This window comes from Streptomyces sp. NBC_00250 (assembly GCF_036192275.1).
Taxonomy (GTDB): domain Bacteria; phylum Actinomycetota; class Actinomycetes; order Streptomycetales; family Streptomycetaceae; genus Streptomyces.
Map to the genome: position 1 here is coordinate 237155 of NZ_CP108088.1, position 13783 is coordinate 250937.

The window sequence follows — 13783 nt, forward strand, 5'->3', positions numbered from 1 at the left end:
ATGGATCCCGACGCGTCGGTGCCGCGTGAACTGAAGGTCCTGGACACGGGTTCGCTGCTCGCGCTGGAGGAGCGGGCTCTGGGGCTCGGGCTCCATCAGCGGCTGGATCCGGTGTGGGTCGAGGCGCACGCGGCACCCGGCGGTAGGCACCATCTGTGGCCCGCACTGTGGAACAGCCTGCCCCATCGCCCTGAGGTCCCGAGGCAGTTGCGGTGCGAGTTGTTGATCACGCTTCGCGACGAGGAGCACGTGATGAGCCTCCTGGACGTCCTGCCCGAGGACTTCGCGCCGCTGCCGAAGGTGACCTCGCGCGCCGAGGGGCTGCGGGTCGGACGCCTCCTGGACACGTCCCCGAGCGTGCGGCAGTGGCTGTCGCGGACCGCCACTCGGGGGCCGCGGCAGTCGTAGGGGCTCCTCCGGGCAGTCTCACCGACGGTTCCGACGCAGTCTGCGGGAGCGGTCGAGTGAGATCATGCGGTGAGAGCGCATGATTCTCGCAAGCGAGCGGAGCCTGCACCGATGACAAGGTCACCCGGCGCGGCACTCCGCACGGCCCCAGGCTCAGCCACGTTCCAAGCACGACCTGGCCGCGCGGCAGGATTCCGGTCTGAGGCGCCGGAGGGCAGCAGATCCCCACGCCGCGCGGCAGAGCCGCTCACGTCCCCGACGGTCGCGGCTGCTCCGGCGGAACCGAGCTCTCGGCAACCGCCATCCACTGGTCCAGGTCGGTCTGGGTGAACTCTGTCCAGGGTGGGATTCCGGGGAGTCGGCGGAGGAGGTCGTAGGCCTCGGGGATCTGGGCCCCGCGGAGGACCGGGCAGTGGCAGCCGGCGATGACCTCGGCGTTCAGGTGTTGGAAGTCGGTGACGACCGTCCCGAACTTCTGGGCGTCGAGCAGGGATACCCAGGGGGAGACCAGCCTTCCGCCGAAGAGCTGGCCGTCGCGGAATTCGTCCGGCGACAGCGCTGCCGTTTCGGGCATGGGGGTCGGCACGTTCGTGGCGAAGGTGTCCACGGCCCACAGGACGTTGGCCTTCGGGTCGAAGAGGGCGCGGGTTGTGGGGTTGTCGTACAGGGGTGGTCGCTTGGCAACCAGGGTGCGATCGCCCGCATCGATCGTGTCGCCGTCGGTCATGAAGCGGCACCGGTTGATGGGAGTCTCCCACTCCTCGGCCATGCGGCCTATGGAGAACCATGTCGTCAGCAAGGTCGCGTTCGGGCATTCCGCGAGGACCGCCAGGAGGTTGCCGGCGTGGTCGCGGTCGTCGTGGGTGAGGAAGATCCACCGTACGTCCAGGGGATCCACGACGGACCAGGCCGCCTCCAGCCACTGGGAGCGCACTGCGGGCGCCCCGGTGTCCACGAGGACCGGTTCGGTTCCCCGGATCACCATCGAGTTCATCGGGAAGTGGCCGACCGGCGGGGCCTCAAGGGCCCACGGGATGACGAACGTCTCCTCGGCGATCTTGTACGGCTGCAGAAGGTCGAAACTCTCCGTGGTTGTCATCGCTGCTCTCCCTAGGACGGAGTTGCCGCAGCGTCCATGAGTCCAGTCCAGCCCCGTGCCGGGCTGTCGTCAAGCGCGGACCTGGCCGGGCTTCGGTGCGTGACGAGGGGTGCACGGTCGGCGCCGGCCGGTCCCTGGCCGTGCTTGGCCAGGTGGCCGTCAACCTTTCAAACACCCCCTGGGTCGTGTCCGGAAGACAGCGCCGACTGCCCGCGGGCCAGGCGGGAATTTCCGGACACGATCTAGCGCGCTGTCCCGAACGTCGCGTCCAGCACCAGCTCCAGCAGCCGGTTCGGTTGGCCGGGGTCCGGGGTGTGGGCCGTTGACAGGGCGATTCCGGCGACGAGTTGGACCAGGTCCGCCGCCGCGAGGTCCGCGCGGGCCGTGCCCCGGGTCCGGGCTCCGGCCAGGGCCGCCTCTGCCGCGTCCAGGATGAGGCGATGGCAGTCCATGCCCAGCGCTTCGGGATCTTCCACCATCAGCGCGCTGCCCATGCCCTGGTTCAGGCGGGCGTGGGCCAGGAGGGCGCGCAGCCATTGCGTCAGGGCCTCGTCGGGTGGCTCCGTGGCGATCAGGACGTCCGCCTGCTCGACGAGTTTCTCGATCCGGTCCCTCAGGACCGCGGCCAGGAGTGCCTGGCGGTTCGGAAAGTGGCGGTAGAGCGTCCCCGGGCCCACACCGGCGCGTTGGGCGATCTGGTTGAGCGAGGCTCCCGGGCCCGCCTCGGCGAACACCTCCTGGGCCGTGGCGACGAGCCGTTCCCGGTTGAGGCGTGCGTCGGTGCGCCGTGGGGGTGGGGCGGAGCTGGTGCTGCCCTGGCTCGTCGACATCGTCCTGCCTCTCGATCATCCCCGTAGCCAAACGGAGACCTTCTCCGTATCGTACCCTCCAGCAAACGGAGAACCTCTCCGGTTTGCTTTGCGAGGAGTACTCGATGACAGACGTTGCACGGGCCGCGTTCGGCCCGGTCGGGATCTGGACCATGGCCTACGAGGGACACCCCGCCGGGCGGGTGCGCGAATCGGCCGCGGAGCTGGAGGAGTTGGGGTACGGAGCCATCTGGCACGGCGAGGCGTTCGGTCGCGACACGATCGGCCAGGCGTGGCTCCTGCTGGCGGCGACGCGCCGGATCACCGTCGCGTCCGGCATCGCCAACATCGCCTACCGGGAGCCGATCACCCTCGCCGCGGCGGAGCGCACCCTCGGCGAGGCGTTTCCCGGGCGGTATCTGCTGGGTCTGGGCGGCCACCGGGTCGACGAGACCGTTCACCACGTCGACGGGTTCCCCGTACCGACCCGGGGCAAGGCGGTGACCACGATGGGTTCCTACCTGGACGCCCTGGACGCCGCCCCCGCCCAGGGGCCGGTGCCGGACCCGGCGCCGCGCCGCGTTCTGGCCGCCCTCGGCCCGAAGATGCTGGAGCTCGCCGCCGCGCGCACCTGGGGTGCGCACCCGTACTTCGTGCCGGTGGAGCACACGGTGCGGGCACGCCGGATCATGGGCCCCGAGGCGTTTCTCGGCGTCGAGCAGGCCGTCGTCCTGGACACGGACGTCGACCGGGCACGGGAGGTGGCCACGGCCCATGTCGCCATGTACATCGCCGCCGCCCCGCACCAGGCGGCCAACATGCGTCGGCTCGGTTTCGGCGACGAGGACCTCGTCGGCGGGCCGAGCCGACGGCTGGTGGACGCGATCGTCGCGTACGGCGACACCGACGCCGCCCTGCGGCGCGTACGACAGCACCTCGACGCCGGGGCCGACCACGTCTGCCTGCAGGTGCTGACGGCCGACCCGGCCGCGCTGCCCGAGCGCGAGTGGCGCGAGCTCGCCCCTGCGCTGGTGCCCGGTTCACGCCACGCCGCCACGGCGACGGCGGGCCAACGGGTGTGAGGGCGACCGCCTCACGGTCACGCGCCGGACGGTCCCCTCACCGCCGGCACCGGTGAACTTCGCGGCGGATCCCCACCGCGCGGAACCGGCCTCGGCACCTCGCTCGACGGATGAGCGGCGTCACTCCACCGTCCCCCACCACGTCCCACCCCGCGCCTCGTCGGCCCTCGGACCGTCGCCCTTCGGGTCGTCGGTCGCGCCGTCGCCGAGGGCCAGGCGGGAGACGATGCGGTAGCGGTCGCCCCGGTAGAGGGAGCGGACGTACTCGACCGGTCTGCCGCTCGGGTCCGTGGTGGTCCGGTCGAAGAGCAGTGCGGGTGACAGGACCGGCACGTCGAGGAGGGCCGCCTCCTCCTCGCTCAGGACGGTCGGCTCGATCGACTGGACCGCGTGGGCCGGCCGGATGCCGCGCCGCTCGCGCAGGTGGGCGTAGAAGCCGCCTTCCATGTCGGCGGCGGTGAGTCCGGGGACCAGGTCGGCCGGGACGTGGAGGTGCTCCAGGGCGATCGGAGCGCCGTCGACGCGCCGGAGCCGGGTCACGTGTACGAGCTCCGCCGCCGGGGAGATCGCGAGTCTGCGGCCGATCCGGGCGCCGGCCCGTACCGTGCGGAGTTCGAGGACCGTGCTCGTCCAGTCGCCCCGGCTCCGGGGTGCGCCGGCCGCCTGGTGCTCGGCGACCAGCTCCTGGGTGACCTTGACGGGTGCGACGAACATGCCGCGGCCGTGCTCCCGTACCAGCAGGCCCGTGGCGACGAGTTCGTCCACGGCGGCCCGCAGGGTGGGGCGGGAGACGCCGAGGGTGGCGCAGAGGGTGCGCTCGGAGGGGATGGCGTCGCCGGGGCGGCGACTCTCGATCACGGTCAGCAGATGCTCCCGTACGCGCTCCCGCTTGAGCTCCATGCCGTCCACTCCCCCGTACGCCGTTCGCTGCCGGTCAGTATGCATCCCCCTCCGTGGAGGAGGTCACGAGACCGTCGCCGGTGAAGTCGAGCCGGGAGACGATGCGGTAGCGGTCACCCCGGTAGACCGAGTGGACGTACTCGACGGGGCGGCCCGCGGTGTCGAGGGTGAGGCGTTCGATCAGCAGGGCGGGCGAGAGGACGGGGACGTCCAGGAGCGCGGCCTCGTCCTCGCTGACGACGGTCGGCTCGATCGACTGGGTGGCTTCTCGGACGTGGACCCGGTGGTGCTCCCGCAGATGGTCGTAGAGGTCGCCCGCTTCGAGCTCCTCCGGGGTGAGCGACGCGCCCACCAGGTCCGCCGGGATGTGCAGGTGCTCGATGGCCATGGGTGAGCCGTCGACGAGGCGGAGGCGAGCGACGTAGAGCAGTTCGGCGGCGGGTGAGAGGCGGAGCCTGCGGCCGATGCGGGCTCCGGCCCGGACCGTGGCGGACTCCAGGACCGCGCTGGACCAGGTGCCCGACGCGCGGGGGACGGTGAAGGCCGCGTCGTCCGGGGCGAGCCGCTGGGTGATCTTGGCGGGGGCGACGAACATGCCGCGGCCGTGTTCCCTCACCAGCGCGCCGGTGGCGACGAGTTCGTCGACCGCGGCGCGCAGGGTGGGGCGGGAGACACCGAGGGTGGCGCAGAGCGTGCGCTCGGAGGGGATCGGGTCGCCGGGGCCGCCCGCCTCGATCAGGCCCAGCAGGTGCTCCCGCACCCGTTCCCTCTTCAGCACCCCGCTGGAGGAGCCGTCCTTCATGCCGCCCACCCTCACCCTGACTGGTCAACTGGTAAGTCCGATACTAGCCGAAGCGGTTGACCTGTCACTGGGTGAACAACCCATCTTTTTCAAGGGATTGACGACTCCAGCGGTCCATGCCACCTTCTGGTCACACACCTGACCACTTGACCAATTGGTCAACCATCCATCGAGGTGCTCGTGAAGAGTCGTCCCCTCGCCGGCCCCGTCGCGCTCGCCGCGACCGTCGCACTCACCGCCACCGCCTGTGGCGGGTCGGGCGACCCGGCAGTCTCCGGCGGACCGGAGAAGGTCACCGTATGGATCATGAAGGACAGCGTCACCGACGCCTTCCTCACCCGTTTCCGCACCGGCTTCGAGGCGGAGCACAAGGACATCGACCTCGACATCCAGATCCAGGAGTGGGACGGCATCGGTGAGAAGGTCACGGCCGCCCTCGCCAGCAAGGACGCCCCTGACGTCATCGAGGTCGGGAACACCCAGGTCGCGCAGTACGCGGCGAGCGGCGGCGTACGTGATCTCAGCGACCGCACCGCCGAGTTGAGCGGCGCGGACTGGCTGCCGGGGCTCGCCGAGCCCGGGAAGGTCGACGGCAAGCAGTACGGCATCCCCTGGTACGCGGCCAACCGCGTCGTGATCTATCACAAGGACCTCTTCGCCCGCGCGGGCGTCACCACTCCCCCGAAGACGCAGGCCGAGTGGCTCACCGTCACCGCGAAGCTCGACAAGGGCCGGACGCAGGGCATCTACCTGCCCGGCCAGAACTGGTACACCCTGTCCGGGTTCGTCTGGGAGGAGGGCGGCGACCTCGCGGTCAAGGATGGCGCCGCGTGGAAGGGGGCGCTCGACACCTCGCAGGCCCTCGCCGGCATGGACTTCTACCGTCGGCTCCAGGCCCTCGGCAAGGGACCCAAGGACGCCGACGAGGCCAAGCCCCCGCAGGCGGAGGTGTTCGCCAAGGGTGAGGTCGCCCAGATCATCGCCGTTCCCGGCGGAGCGAAGATCGTCGAGGAGATCAACCCGGCGCTCAAGGGCAAGCTCGGCTTCTTCCCCGTACCCGGCAAGACCGCGGGGAAGCCCGGTGCGGTGTTCACCGGCGGCTCCGACCTCATCGTGCCGGAGGCGTCGACCCACCCCGACGCCGCGTACGAGGTGGTCAAGGCGCTGGCGGGCGAGAAGTGGCAGACGGACATGGCCAAGACGATGAGTTACGTCCCCAACCGCACCTCCCTCGCGCGCGTCATCCAGGACGACGAGGGCACGGCCGCCATGGCCGCCGGCGCGGCCCAGGGCCGGGCCACGCCGAACTCCCCGCAGTGGGCGGCCGTCGAGGCGACCAACCCGATCAAGCAGTACATGACGGCGGTGCTCACCGGCACCGATCCCGCGCAGGCGGCCGCGACGGCCTCGCAGAGCATCACCAAGACCCTCGGCTCGTGAGACGGCCGCACCGGCCCGGGTGGCCGCGCCCGCCGCGGGGAGCCGCCCTCTGGCCCTACCTCCTGGTCGCCCCCACCGTCCTCGGCGGCGCGCTCCTGCTCGGATACCCCTTCGTCCGCAACCTGCTGATCTCCTTCCAGCAGTACGGCATGGGCGAACTGATCCGCGGCGACGCCGACTTCGTCGGGCTCGACAACTACCGGGCCGTCCTGGCCGACCCCGAGTTCTGGGAGGTCGTCCGCCGCACCTTCTGGTGGACCCTGGTCAACGTCGTACTGATCATGGTGATCGGCACCCTGGTCGCCCTGATGATGCAGCGGCTCGGGCGGCGGATGCGGATCCTCGTCACGACCGGACTCGTCCTCGCGTGGGCCAGCCCGGTCATCGCCACCACGACCGTCTTCCAGTGGCTCTTCGCGTCCCGTCTGGGCGTGGTCGACTGGGTGCTCGTCCAGCTCGGGTTCGAGTCCTTCGAGGGCTACTCCTGGCTGGCGGACGGCCCCGCCGCCTTCACCGTCATGGTGCTGCTCGTGGTCTGGCAGTCGGTTCCCTTCGCCGCGATCACCCTGCACTCGGCGCTGCTGACCGTCCCCGCCGAGCTCTACGAGTCGGCCAGGCTCGACGGTGCCGGGGGCTGGCGGATCTTCGGCTCGGTGACGCTGCCCCTGCTGCGCCCGATCTTCGGTCTCGTCCTGTGCCTGGAGGTCATCTGGGTGTTCCGCTGCTTCGCCCAGATCTGGGCCGTGACCAAGGGCGGGCCGGGCGAGGCGACGACCACCCTGCCCGTGTACGCCTACCGCGTGGCCCAGTCGCTGCACCGCTACGACCTCGGGGCGGCGGTCTCCACGCTCACCGTCCTTCTCCTCGTCGCCGTGCTGATCGCCTACTTCCGTCAGATGCTCCGACAGGAGGCCGACCGGTGACCCCGCGCGCCCTGCGCCGACTCCCCCTGAACACCGCGGCGGCGCTCGTCTTCGCCCTGGCCGTCTTCCCGGTGTACTGGATGGTCCTCACGGCCTTCCGGCCGACCCGCGACATCCAGTCCGAGACCCCGCGGTTCCTGCCCGTGTCCGTCACCCTGGAGCACTTCCGGAACGCGGTGGCCGCCGACGGCTTCTGGACCTTCTGGCGCAACAGCCTGCTCGTGACCGCCGGGTGCGTCCTGCTCGCCCTCGTGGTGGCGCTCGCCGCCGCGTTCGCCGTCGCCCGGATGCGGTGGCGCGGCCGGCGGGGTTTCATCCTCATGGTGTTCATCGCCCAAGTGGCGCCCTGGGAGGCGCTGTTGATCCCGATGTACGTGATCGCCCGGGACGCCGACCTGCTCGACCGGCTCGCGACCCTCAGCCTCATCTACTTCATGATCACCCTGCCCTTCACCATCGTCACCCTCCGCTCCTTCCTGGCCGCCGTCCCGGCCGAGCTCGAAGAGGCCGCGCAGGTCGACGGCTGCACCCGTGCCGCCGCCTTCCGCCGGGTGACCCTCCCGCTGCTCGCCCCCGGGCTGCTCGCGACCTCGCTCTTCGGATTCATCACCGCCTGGAACGAGTTCGCCTTCGCCAACATGCTCATCATCAAGAACCAGGACGACCGCACGCTGCCCGTCTGGCTCTCGTCCTTCTCCAATGTCTTCGGCACCGACTGGGGCGCCACCATGGCCGCCTCCACCCTCTTCGCCCTGCCCGTCCTCGTCCTCTTCCTGGTCCTGCAGGGCCGGGTCGCCGCCGGAATGACCGGCGGAGCCGTGAAGGGATAACGCTCAGCGATGCCCCAGCCCCGACTCGTACCCGAACCCACCCATCTCCAGCTCCTGCCCGGCAGGTTCACCTTCGACGACTCGACCGCGCTCAAGGTCTCGCCCGGCGCCGAAGGCGCGGCCGGGCTGCTGCGCACCCTCCTCGGGCCGGCCACCGGACTGCCGCTGCCCGCGCGTGCGGACGGCTCCGTCGTCCTGGCGCTCGACGGCGCGCTCACCGGTCTCGGCGAGGAGGGGTACGGCCTCACCATCGGCGCCGAAGGGGTGCTGCTGCGGGCGGCCCGACCCCAGGGGCTCCTCGCGGGAGTCCAGACCCTCCGCCAGCTGCTGCCCGTCGACGCACTCCGCGCCGAACCCGTGCCCGGAGTCGTGTGGTCCGTGCCCTGCGTGCAGATCACCGACACCCCCCGCTTCCCCTGGCGCGGCTCCATGCTCGACGTCGCCCGCCGCTTCCGCCCCGTCTCCTATCTCCGGCGGTACGTCGACCTCCTCGCCCTCCACAAGCTCAACGTCCTCCACCTCCATCTCACCGACGACCAGGGCTGGCGCATGCCGGTCGCCGCGCTCCCCCGGCTGACCGAGATCGGCGGGCTGCCGCACGGCGGCGCCTACACCCGTGCGGAACTCACCGGTCTGGTGGCGTACGCGGCGGAGCGCGGTGTCACCGTCGTGCCCGAGATCGAGATGCCGGGCCACGTCCGCGCCGCCCTCGCCGCCTACCCCGAGCTGGGCAACCACCCGGGCCGCACCTATGACGTCTGGGAGCGGTGGGGCGTGTGCGACACGATCCTCGGCGTCCACGACGGAGCGCTCGACTTCTGCCGCACCGTCCTGGACGAGGTGATGGACGTCTTCCCGTCCTCGTACGTCCACGTCGGCGGCGAGGAGTGCCCCACCACCGAGTGGCACGACTCGCCCGCCGCGCGCCGACGGGCCGCCGAGGAGGGACTGCCGGGCCCCGCAGCCCTGCACGGCTGGTTCATGGAGCGGATCGGGCGCCATCTCGTCGACGCCGGCCGTCGGCCGCTGAGCTGGACCGAGAACGGCGCCGATCTCCCGCCGTACTTCACCGTGATGCCGTGGCGCGACGCCGACCACGGGCGCACCGCCGTCCGCCGCGGACACCGCGTCATCATGGCGCCGCACCGCACCACCTACCTCGACTACCCGCAGTCCACCAGCCCCACGGAGCCGCCCGGGCAGGCGGGCGAGGTCGTCGACCTGCGCACCGTCCACGGCAACGAACCGGCGCCGGCGGACTGGAGCCCCGAGGAGGCCGACCGGGTCCTCGGCTCCCAGGTCCAGTTGTGGACCGAGTACGTGCCCACCACCGCGCACGCCGAGTACCTCACGTTCCCTCGGCTCTGCGCCCTCGCCGAGGTCGTCTGGACCGGCCGCCACGACTGGCCGGGCTTCCAGGAACGCCTGCGCCACCACAGGACGCGGCTCGACGTCCTCGGGGTGCCGCGCCGCCTGGCCACCACTCCGGCGCCGCTCCTCACCCCCGCTCCATGACCACCCGCCCGTACCCCGTGCAGGGGAACCACCCCACCCGAGGAGAGGAACAACGATGAACGACACCACAAGGAGCAGGAACCTGCGGATCCGTGCCGCGCTCGCCGTCGCCGCGGTGACCGGGCTCGGCGCCACCGCCCTCACCGCACTTCCGGCGGCGGCCGCCGGTGAGGCCGTCACCGTCCAGTACCGGCAGAGCGCCACCGGCAGCGACCAGGTCGAGCCCTGGCTCAAGGTGGTCAACACCGGCTCGTCGAGCGTCCCGCTGAGCCAGGTCAAGGTGCGCTACTACTTCAAGGCCGACGCGGGAGCCTCGTACACCTACGCCTGCTCCTGGGCCGTGAAGGGCTGCGCGAACCTCACCGGTACGTTCGGCACACCGGCCAACCCGACGGCGACCGCCGACCGCTACCTGGAAGTCGGTTTCACCGCCGGTGCCGGTTCCCTCGCGCCCGGCGCCGACACCGGTGACATGCAGCTGCGCTTCCACCGCTCCAACTGGCAGCCGCTGAACCAGAACGACGACTACTCCTTCGGACCGGCGCAGACGACGTACGCCAACTGGTCCAAGGTCACGGCGACCGTGGGCGGCGTGCCGGTCTGGGGCGCCGCCCCCGCGGGCAACGAACCGACCCCGACGCCCACACCGACCGACCCCACGACCCCGCCGCCCGCCGGGGCCGCGCTCTTCGACGACTTCGACTACACCGGCCACACCGACCCGGCGATCGACGCCCACGGCTGGAGCGTCCGCTCCAACTCCGGCGGTCCCGGAGTGCCCGGCGCCACCTGGGCCCCCGAGAACGTCACCTTCGCCAAGGAGGGCACGAACTCGATCATGAACCTGCGGAGCTCGACCACCGGAACCGGCGAGTCGACCCGGCACACCGAGATCCTCACGCGGGCCACGAAGTTCAAGAACGGCACCTACGCGGCGCGCGTGCGCTTCTCCGACGCGCCGGTGTCCGGCCCGGACGGCGACCGTGTCGTGCAGACCTTCTTCACCATCAACGACCTCAAGGCGCCGATGGCCGACGACTACGCCGAGTACGACTTCGAGTACCTCCCCAACGGCGGCTGGGGCGAGCCCGCCGACATCCTCTACACGACCTCGTGGGAGACGTACCGGCCCGACCCCTGGGAGGCCGTCAACCAGCACTCGGAGTCCCGGACGAGCTACGCCGGCTGGCACGACCTCGTGCTGACCATCGACGACAACACCATCGTCTACTACGTCGACGGCCAGGAGTTCGGCCGGCACGACGCCCGCTACCTGCCCGAGCGCCCGATGTCCATCAACTTCAACCAGTGGCTGATCGACCTCGCGGGCCAGACCTCGACGACCCCGCGCGCCTACGACCAGAAGGTCGACTACGTCCTGCACGTCAAGGACCAGGTCCTGACCCCGGCCCAGGTGGCCGCCAAGGTCGGGGCCTACCGGGCGGCGGGCACGGCCTTCGAGGACACCGTGCCGTCCGCGCAGTAGGACGTTCCGGCGGGCCGTCGCCCCGCGGGGGCGGCGGCCCGCCGGGCTGCGGCAGGAGGTGGTCGCGGGTCGGGCCGGGTGCCGAGGTGTCGTGGGGTTCGTGGGTCCGGCTGCCTCAGGGGGTGTCACAGGTCGGGTCGTCGAGCGCGCTCACGGTGTACGGGGGCCGGCCCGGCGGCTCGTCCAGCTGGCTGTTCACCACGTAGAGGCGGCAGCCGTGCCGGGCGAGGGTGGTCGGCAGGTCGAAGGGTTCACCGCCGAGGGATTCGTTCGTCAGGCGGTGGGTCACCGTGCCCGTACGCAGCTCCTCGTCGAGGCGGGCGATGTAGACGCCGTGCGGGGCACCATAGTTGAGCACGGCGTAGAGCGTCTGGCCGCGCAGCACCATGCCGTCGGCTCCGAAGGACTGCTCGCCCAGGTCGAGTCGAGTGGCCTTCCGATCGGCCGTGTCGATCCGCCAGACCGCTTCGGTGCCGTTGGAGGCGACCAGGAGCGTGCTCCCCGACGCGTTCGCCACGATGCCGTTCAACAGCCAGTACTGTGCCGGGAATTGCGGGAAGGCGTCGCGGATGTCGAGCCAGGGTTCGAGGGGGCCGACGGTGCCGCCTCTCAGCTCCGCCCGGTGAACCACGGGGTTGGCCCAGTCGGTCACGTACACCGCGTCCTTCGTCACGACCAGGTCGTTGAGGTGCGGCGCGCCGAGCGGGCCGCTCCGGGCCGTGCGGGTGGCGAGCAGCCGCCCGTGCCGGTCGTGGACGGTCAGGGTCGCTCCGCCGACCGAGAGGACCCGGCCGCGCCGGTCGGTGTGGACGCCGAGGGTGCTGGGACGACTCTCCAGGCCCCGCGCGGGGAACGGCCTCAGATCCGGGCGGCCGATGTGGCCGCGGTACAGGGCGCCCGTGCCGTCCGAGGACACGTACAGGGTGCCGTCAGGAGTGACGGCGATCCCTTCGGGGAGCACCCCGGGCGCGCGGGAGACGACATAGGTGTCGGGCAGGTCCCGGGCCGCGGCGGGGCCGGGCGCGCCGGCGAGGGCGGCAAGCAGGACCGCGGCGGCGACGCAGGCGGTACGGGTGGGGGCGCGGCGCATGGATGTGACCTCCGGAGGGGGTACGGCGAGCAGGGGGACGACGAGCTGGGATGCGGGGAGCGCGGTTACGGCGAGCAGGAATGCGGCGAGCAGGGTGACGGCGGGCGGTGCCCGGCGCGGGTGAGTTCGGCGAGGTGGACACCGGGAGCGTGCTCCGTCGTCCTGCCGAACGCATGGCCTTTCACGTCTGGGTGAAAGGGTTCTGCTCTCACCTCTGGGTGAACGGGTCCGTCGGGCCGATAATCGGTCGGCATGATCCGCCTTCACTTCACGGCCGCCGATCTGCGCCGGGTCACGCTCGCGCCGACGGCCGACGCGCTCTCGGAGACCGCCTTGAGCCTGCGCCTCGGCCTCCGTACCGGTCCGCGTGCCGGGCGGCCGCGCACGGCAGCCCGGCAGTGGCACCGGTCCCTGCCGGGAGGCGCGAGCGCCAGGGCGGGCGTTCTCGCCGAGTTGGTCACCCAGGACGGCTTCGTCCCCGACTTCCTGACGCAGCCGTCGGCGCGGGACTTCGGCGACGCCCTGGAGTCGGCGGCCTCGACGCCCACCGAGCGGCTGGCGCTCGACCTCGGGATACCGGACGCCTCCGGCTGGAACGGCGCTCTGGCCAAGCCCGGACGGTGGGCGCACGAGCTCGCCCAGGGCGTCCCCGCCGCGTCCACGGCGCTGGTCGACGACACGCGCCGCTACTTCCGGCTGGCGGTGGAACCGCTCTGGCCACGGATCCGGAGCGATGCCCTGACCGATCGGGCGCTACGGGCGGAGATGCTGCTGCGCGGGGGTGTCGACGCCCTTCTGACCACCCTGGGCACGACCTGGTGCTGGCAGGCGCCGACGCTCCACCTGCCTTCCGCGTCGACGTACGACATCCCGCTGTGCGGGCGCGGACTGCACCTCGTCCCCTCGTGGTTCGCGACCGGTCCGATGGTGATGTACCGCCCCGGGGAGGCGACCGTGCTCGTCTACCCCATGTACGACGACGGTGCCGGGGCCGGCTCGGCGGGCGGGTCCGACGACCGGCCGGAGGCGCTGGCGGCGCTGCTCGGCCGCACCCGGGCGCAGGTGCTCGCCCTGCTGCGTGCTCCGGCCACCACGACGGCCCTCGCCGAGCGCGCCGGAGTCTCACTCGCGGCCGCCAGCCAGCACGCGGGTGTCCTGCGGGGAGCGGGGCTGATCACGACCGTACGGACGGGCACGTCCGTGCTCCACAGCGTGACGCCGCTCGGCGCCTCCCTGCTGGCCGGGGTCTGAGCGACGGCGACACGCCGTGTGAGAGCCGGGCGGTGGTCTCCACCCCGCTCTCCCGGCCCTCCGCCGGCCCGGAGGCCGCTCACCGCTCGGCAGGGTGGCAGGACCGCCGCCACATGCCGGACGGAGCGTCCCGGTGGATCCTGGGGGT

At 71.8% G+C, this 13783-nt stretch carries 13 protein-coding genes; 8 read left to right on the forward strand and 5 right to left on the reverse strand.

What is annotated here, in order from left to right; genetic code table 11:
* On the forward strand, positions 1–408 hold the full coding sequence (locus tag OG259_RS01105; RefSeq protein WP_328940431.1) for a hypothetical protein: 408 nt from the start codon (positions 1–3) through the stop codon (positions 406–408).
* A gap of 247 nt (positions 409–655) precedes the next feature.
* On the opposite strand, the gene OG259_RS01110 is transcribed toward OG259_RS01105, so the two are convergent.
* Together OG259_RS01110 and OG259_RS01115 are read right to left on the reverse strand one after the other, a co-directional pair.
* Entirely contained in the window at positions 656–1507 is an 852-nt protein-coding gene (locus tag OG259_RS01110) for an MBL fold metallo-hydrolase (RefSeq protein WP_328940432.1), read from the reverse strand.
* Between the two features lie 242 nt (positions 1508–1749).
* Positions 1750–2337 carry a TetR/AcrR family transcriptional regulator gene (locus tag OG259_RS01115; RefSeq protein WP_328940433.1) on the reverse strand — a complete coding sequence of 196 codons (588 nt, stop codon included), beginning with the start codon at positions 2335–2337 and terminating at the stop codon, positions 1750–1752.
* Positions 2338–2441: 104 nt separating this feature from the next.
* On the opposite strand from OG259_RS01115, the gene OG259_RS01120 reads away from it, so the two are divergent.
* Positions 2442–3398 carry a TIGR03620 family F420-dependent LLM class oxidoreductase gene (locus tag OG259_RS01120; protein WP_328940434.1) on the forward strand — a complete coding sequence of 319 codons (957 nt, stop codon included), beginning with the start codon at positions 2442–2444 and terminating at the stop codon, positions 3396–3398.
* Positions 3399–3518: 120 nt separating this feature from the next.
* Here the strand turns inward: OG259_RS01120 and OG259_RS01125 are convergent, their stop codons facing one another.
* Together OG259_RS01125 and OG259_RS01130 are read right to left on the reverse strand one after the other, a co-directional pair.
* Entirely contained in the window at positions 3519–4298 is a 780-nt protein-coding gene (locus tag OG259_RS01125; RefSeq protein WP_328940435.1) for a GntR family transcriptional regulator, read from the reverse strand.
* Positions 4299–4332: 34 nt separating this feature from the next.
* Positions 4333–5100, reverse strand: a complete 768-nt coding sequence (locus tag OG259_RS01130; protein WP_328940436.1) for a GntR family transcriptional regulator — start codon at positions 5098–5100, stop codon at positions 4333–4335.
* A gap of 180 nt (positions 5101–5280) precedes the next feature.
* On the opposite strand from OG259_RS01130, the gene OG259_RS01135 reads away from it, so the two are divergent.
* From OG259_RS01135 to OG259_RS01155, 5 genes are read left to right on the forward strand one after another with little or no spacing between them, the layout of a single operon-like run.
* A complete protein-coding gene (locus OG259_RS01135) occupies positions 5281–6540 on the forward strand; it encodes an extracellular solute-binding protein (RefSeq protein WP_328940437.1) in 1260 nt (419 codons plus the stop codon).
* Positions 6537–7463, forward strand: coding sequence for a carbohydrate ABC transporter permease (locus OG259_RS01140; protein ID WP_328940438.1), 927 nt, complete (start codon positions 6537–6539; stop codon positions 7461–7463). The genes OG259_RS01135 and OG259_RS01140 overlap by 4 nt, the downstream gene beginning before the upstream one ends.
* Positions 7460–8293 (forward strand): carbohydrate ABC transporter permease, encoded by an 834-nt coding sequence (locus OG259_RS01145; protein ID WP_328940439.1) that lies wholly within the window; start codon positions 7460–7462, stop codon positions 8291–8293. Before OG259_RS01140 ends, OG259_RS01145 begins: the two co-directional genes overlap by 4 nt.
* Before the next feature lie 9 nt (positions 8294–8302).
* A complete protein-coding gene (locus OG259_RS01150) occupies positions 8303–9808 on the forward strand; it encodes a beta-N-acetylhexosaminidase (protein WP_328940440.1) in 1506 nt (501 codons plus the stop codon).
* A 55-nt stretch (positions 9809–9863) separates the two neighbouring features.
* On the forward strand, positions 9864–11294 hold the full coding sequence (locus OG259_RS01155; protein WP_328940441.1) for a cellulose binding domain-containing protein: 1431 nt from the start codon (positions 9864–9866) through the stop codon (positions 11292–11294).
* 115 nt (positions 11295–11409) lie between these two features.
* Here the strand turns inward: OG259_RS01155 and OG259_RS01160 are convergent, their stop codons facing one another.
* On the reverse strand, positions 11410–12384 hold the full coding sequence (locus tag OG259_RS01160) for a hypothetical protein (protein ID WP_328940442.1): 975 nt from the start codon (positions 12382–12384) through the stop codon (positions 11410–11412).
* Positions 12385–12636: 252 nt separating this feature from the next.
* Between OG259_RS01160 and OG259_RS01165 the strand changes: the two genes are divergently transcribed.
* The gene (locus tag OG259_RS01165) at positions 12637–13635 is read left to right on the forward strand and encodes an ArsR/SmtB family transcription factor (RefSeq protein ID WP_328940443.1); all 999 of its coding nucleotides are present in this window, start codon (positions 12637–12639) and stop codon (positions 13633–13635) included.
* Positions 13636–13783: the final 148 nt, after the last annotated feature.

Bases quoted from the DNA above. Each gene is read 5' to 3' on its own strand.
- OG259_RS01105 (WP_328940431.1), top strand. From the start codon at position 1: ATGGATCCCGACGCGTCGGTGCCGCGTGAACTGAAGGTCCTGGACACG.
- OG259_RS01110 (WP_328940432.1), bottom strand. From the start codon at position 1,507: ATGACAACCACGGAGAGTTTCGACCTTCTGCAGCCGTACAAGATCGCC.
- OG259_RS01115 (WP_328940433.1), bottom strand. From the start codon at position 2,337: ATGTCGACGAGCCAGGGCAGCACCAGCTCCGCCCCACCCCCACGGCGC.
- OG259_RS01120 (WP_328940434.1), top strand. From the start codon at position 2,442: ATGACAGACGTTGCACGGGCCGCGTTCGGCCCGGTCGGGATCTGGACC.
- OG259_RS01125 (WP_328940435.1), bottom strand. From the start codon at position 4,298: ATGGAGCTCAAGCGGGAGCGCGTACGGGAGCATCTGCTGACCGTGATC.
- OG259_RS01130 (WP_328940436.1), bottom strand. From the start codon at position 5,100: ATGAAGGACGGCTCCTCCAGCGGGGTGCTGAAGAGGGAACGGGTGCGG.
- OG259_RS01150 (WP_328940440.1), top strand. From the start codon at position 8,303: ATGCCCCAGCCCCGACTCGTACCCGAACCCACCCATCTCCAGCTCCTG.
- OG259_RS01155 (WP_328940441.1), top strand. From the start codon at position 9,864: ATGAACGACACCACAAGGAGCAGGAACCTGCGGATCCGTGCCGCGCTC.
- OG259_RS01160 (WP_328940442.1), bottom strand. From the start codon at position 12,384: ATGCGCCGCGCCCCCACCCGTACCGCCTGCGTCGCCGCCGCGGTCCTG.
- OG259_RS01165 (WP_328940443.1), top strand. From the start codon at position 12,637: ATGATCCGCCTTCACTTCACGGCCGCCGATCTGCGCCGGGTCACGCTC.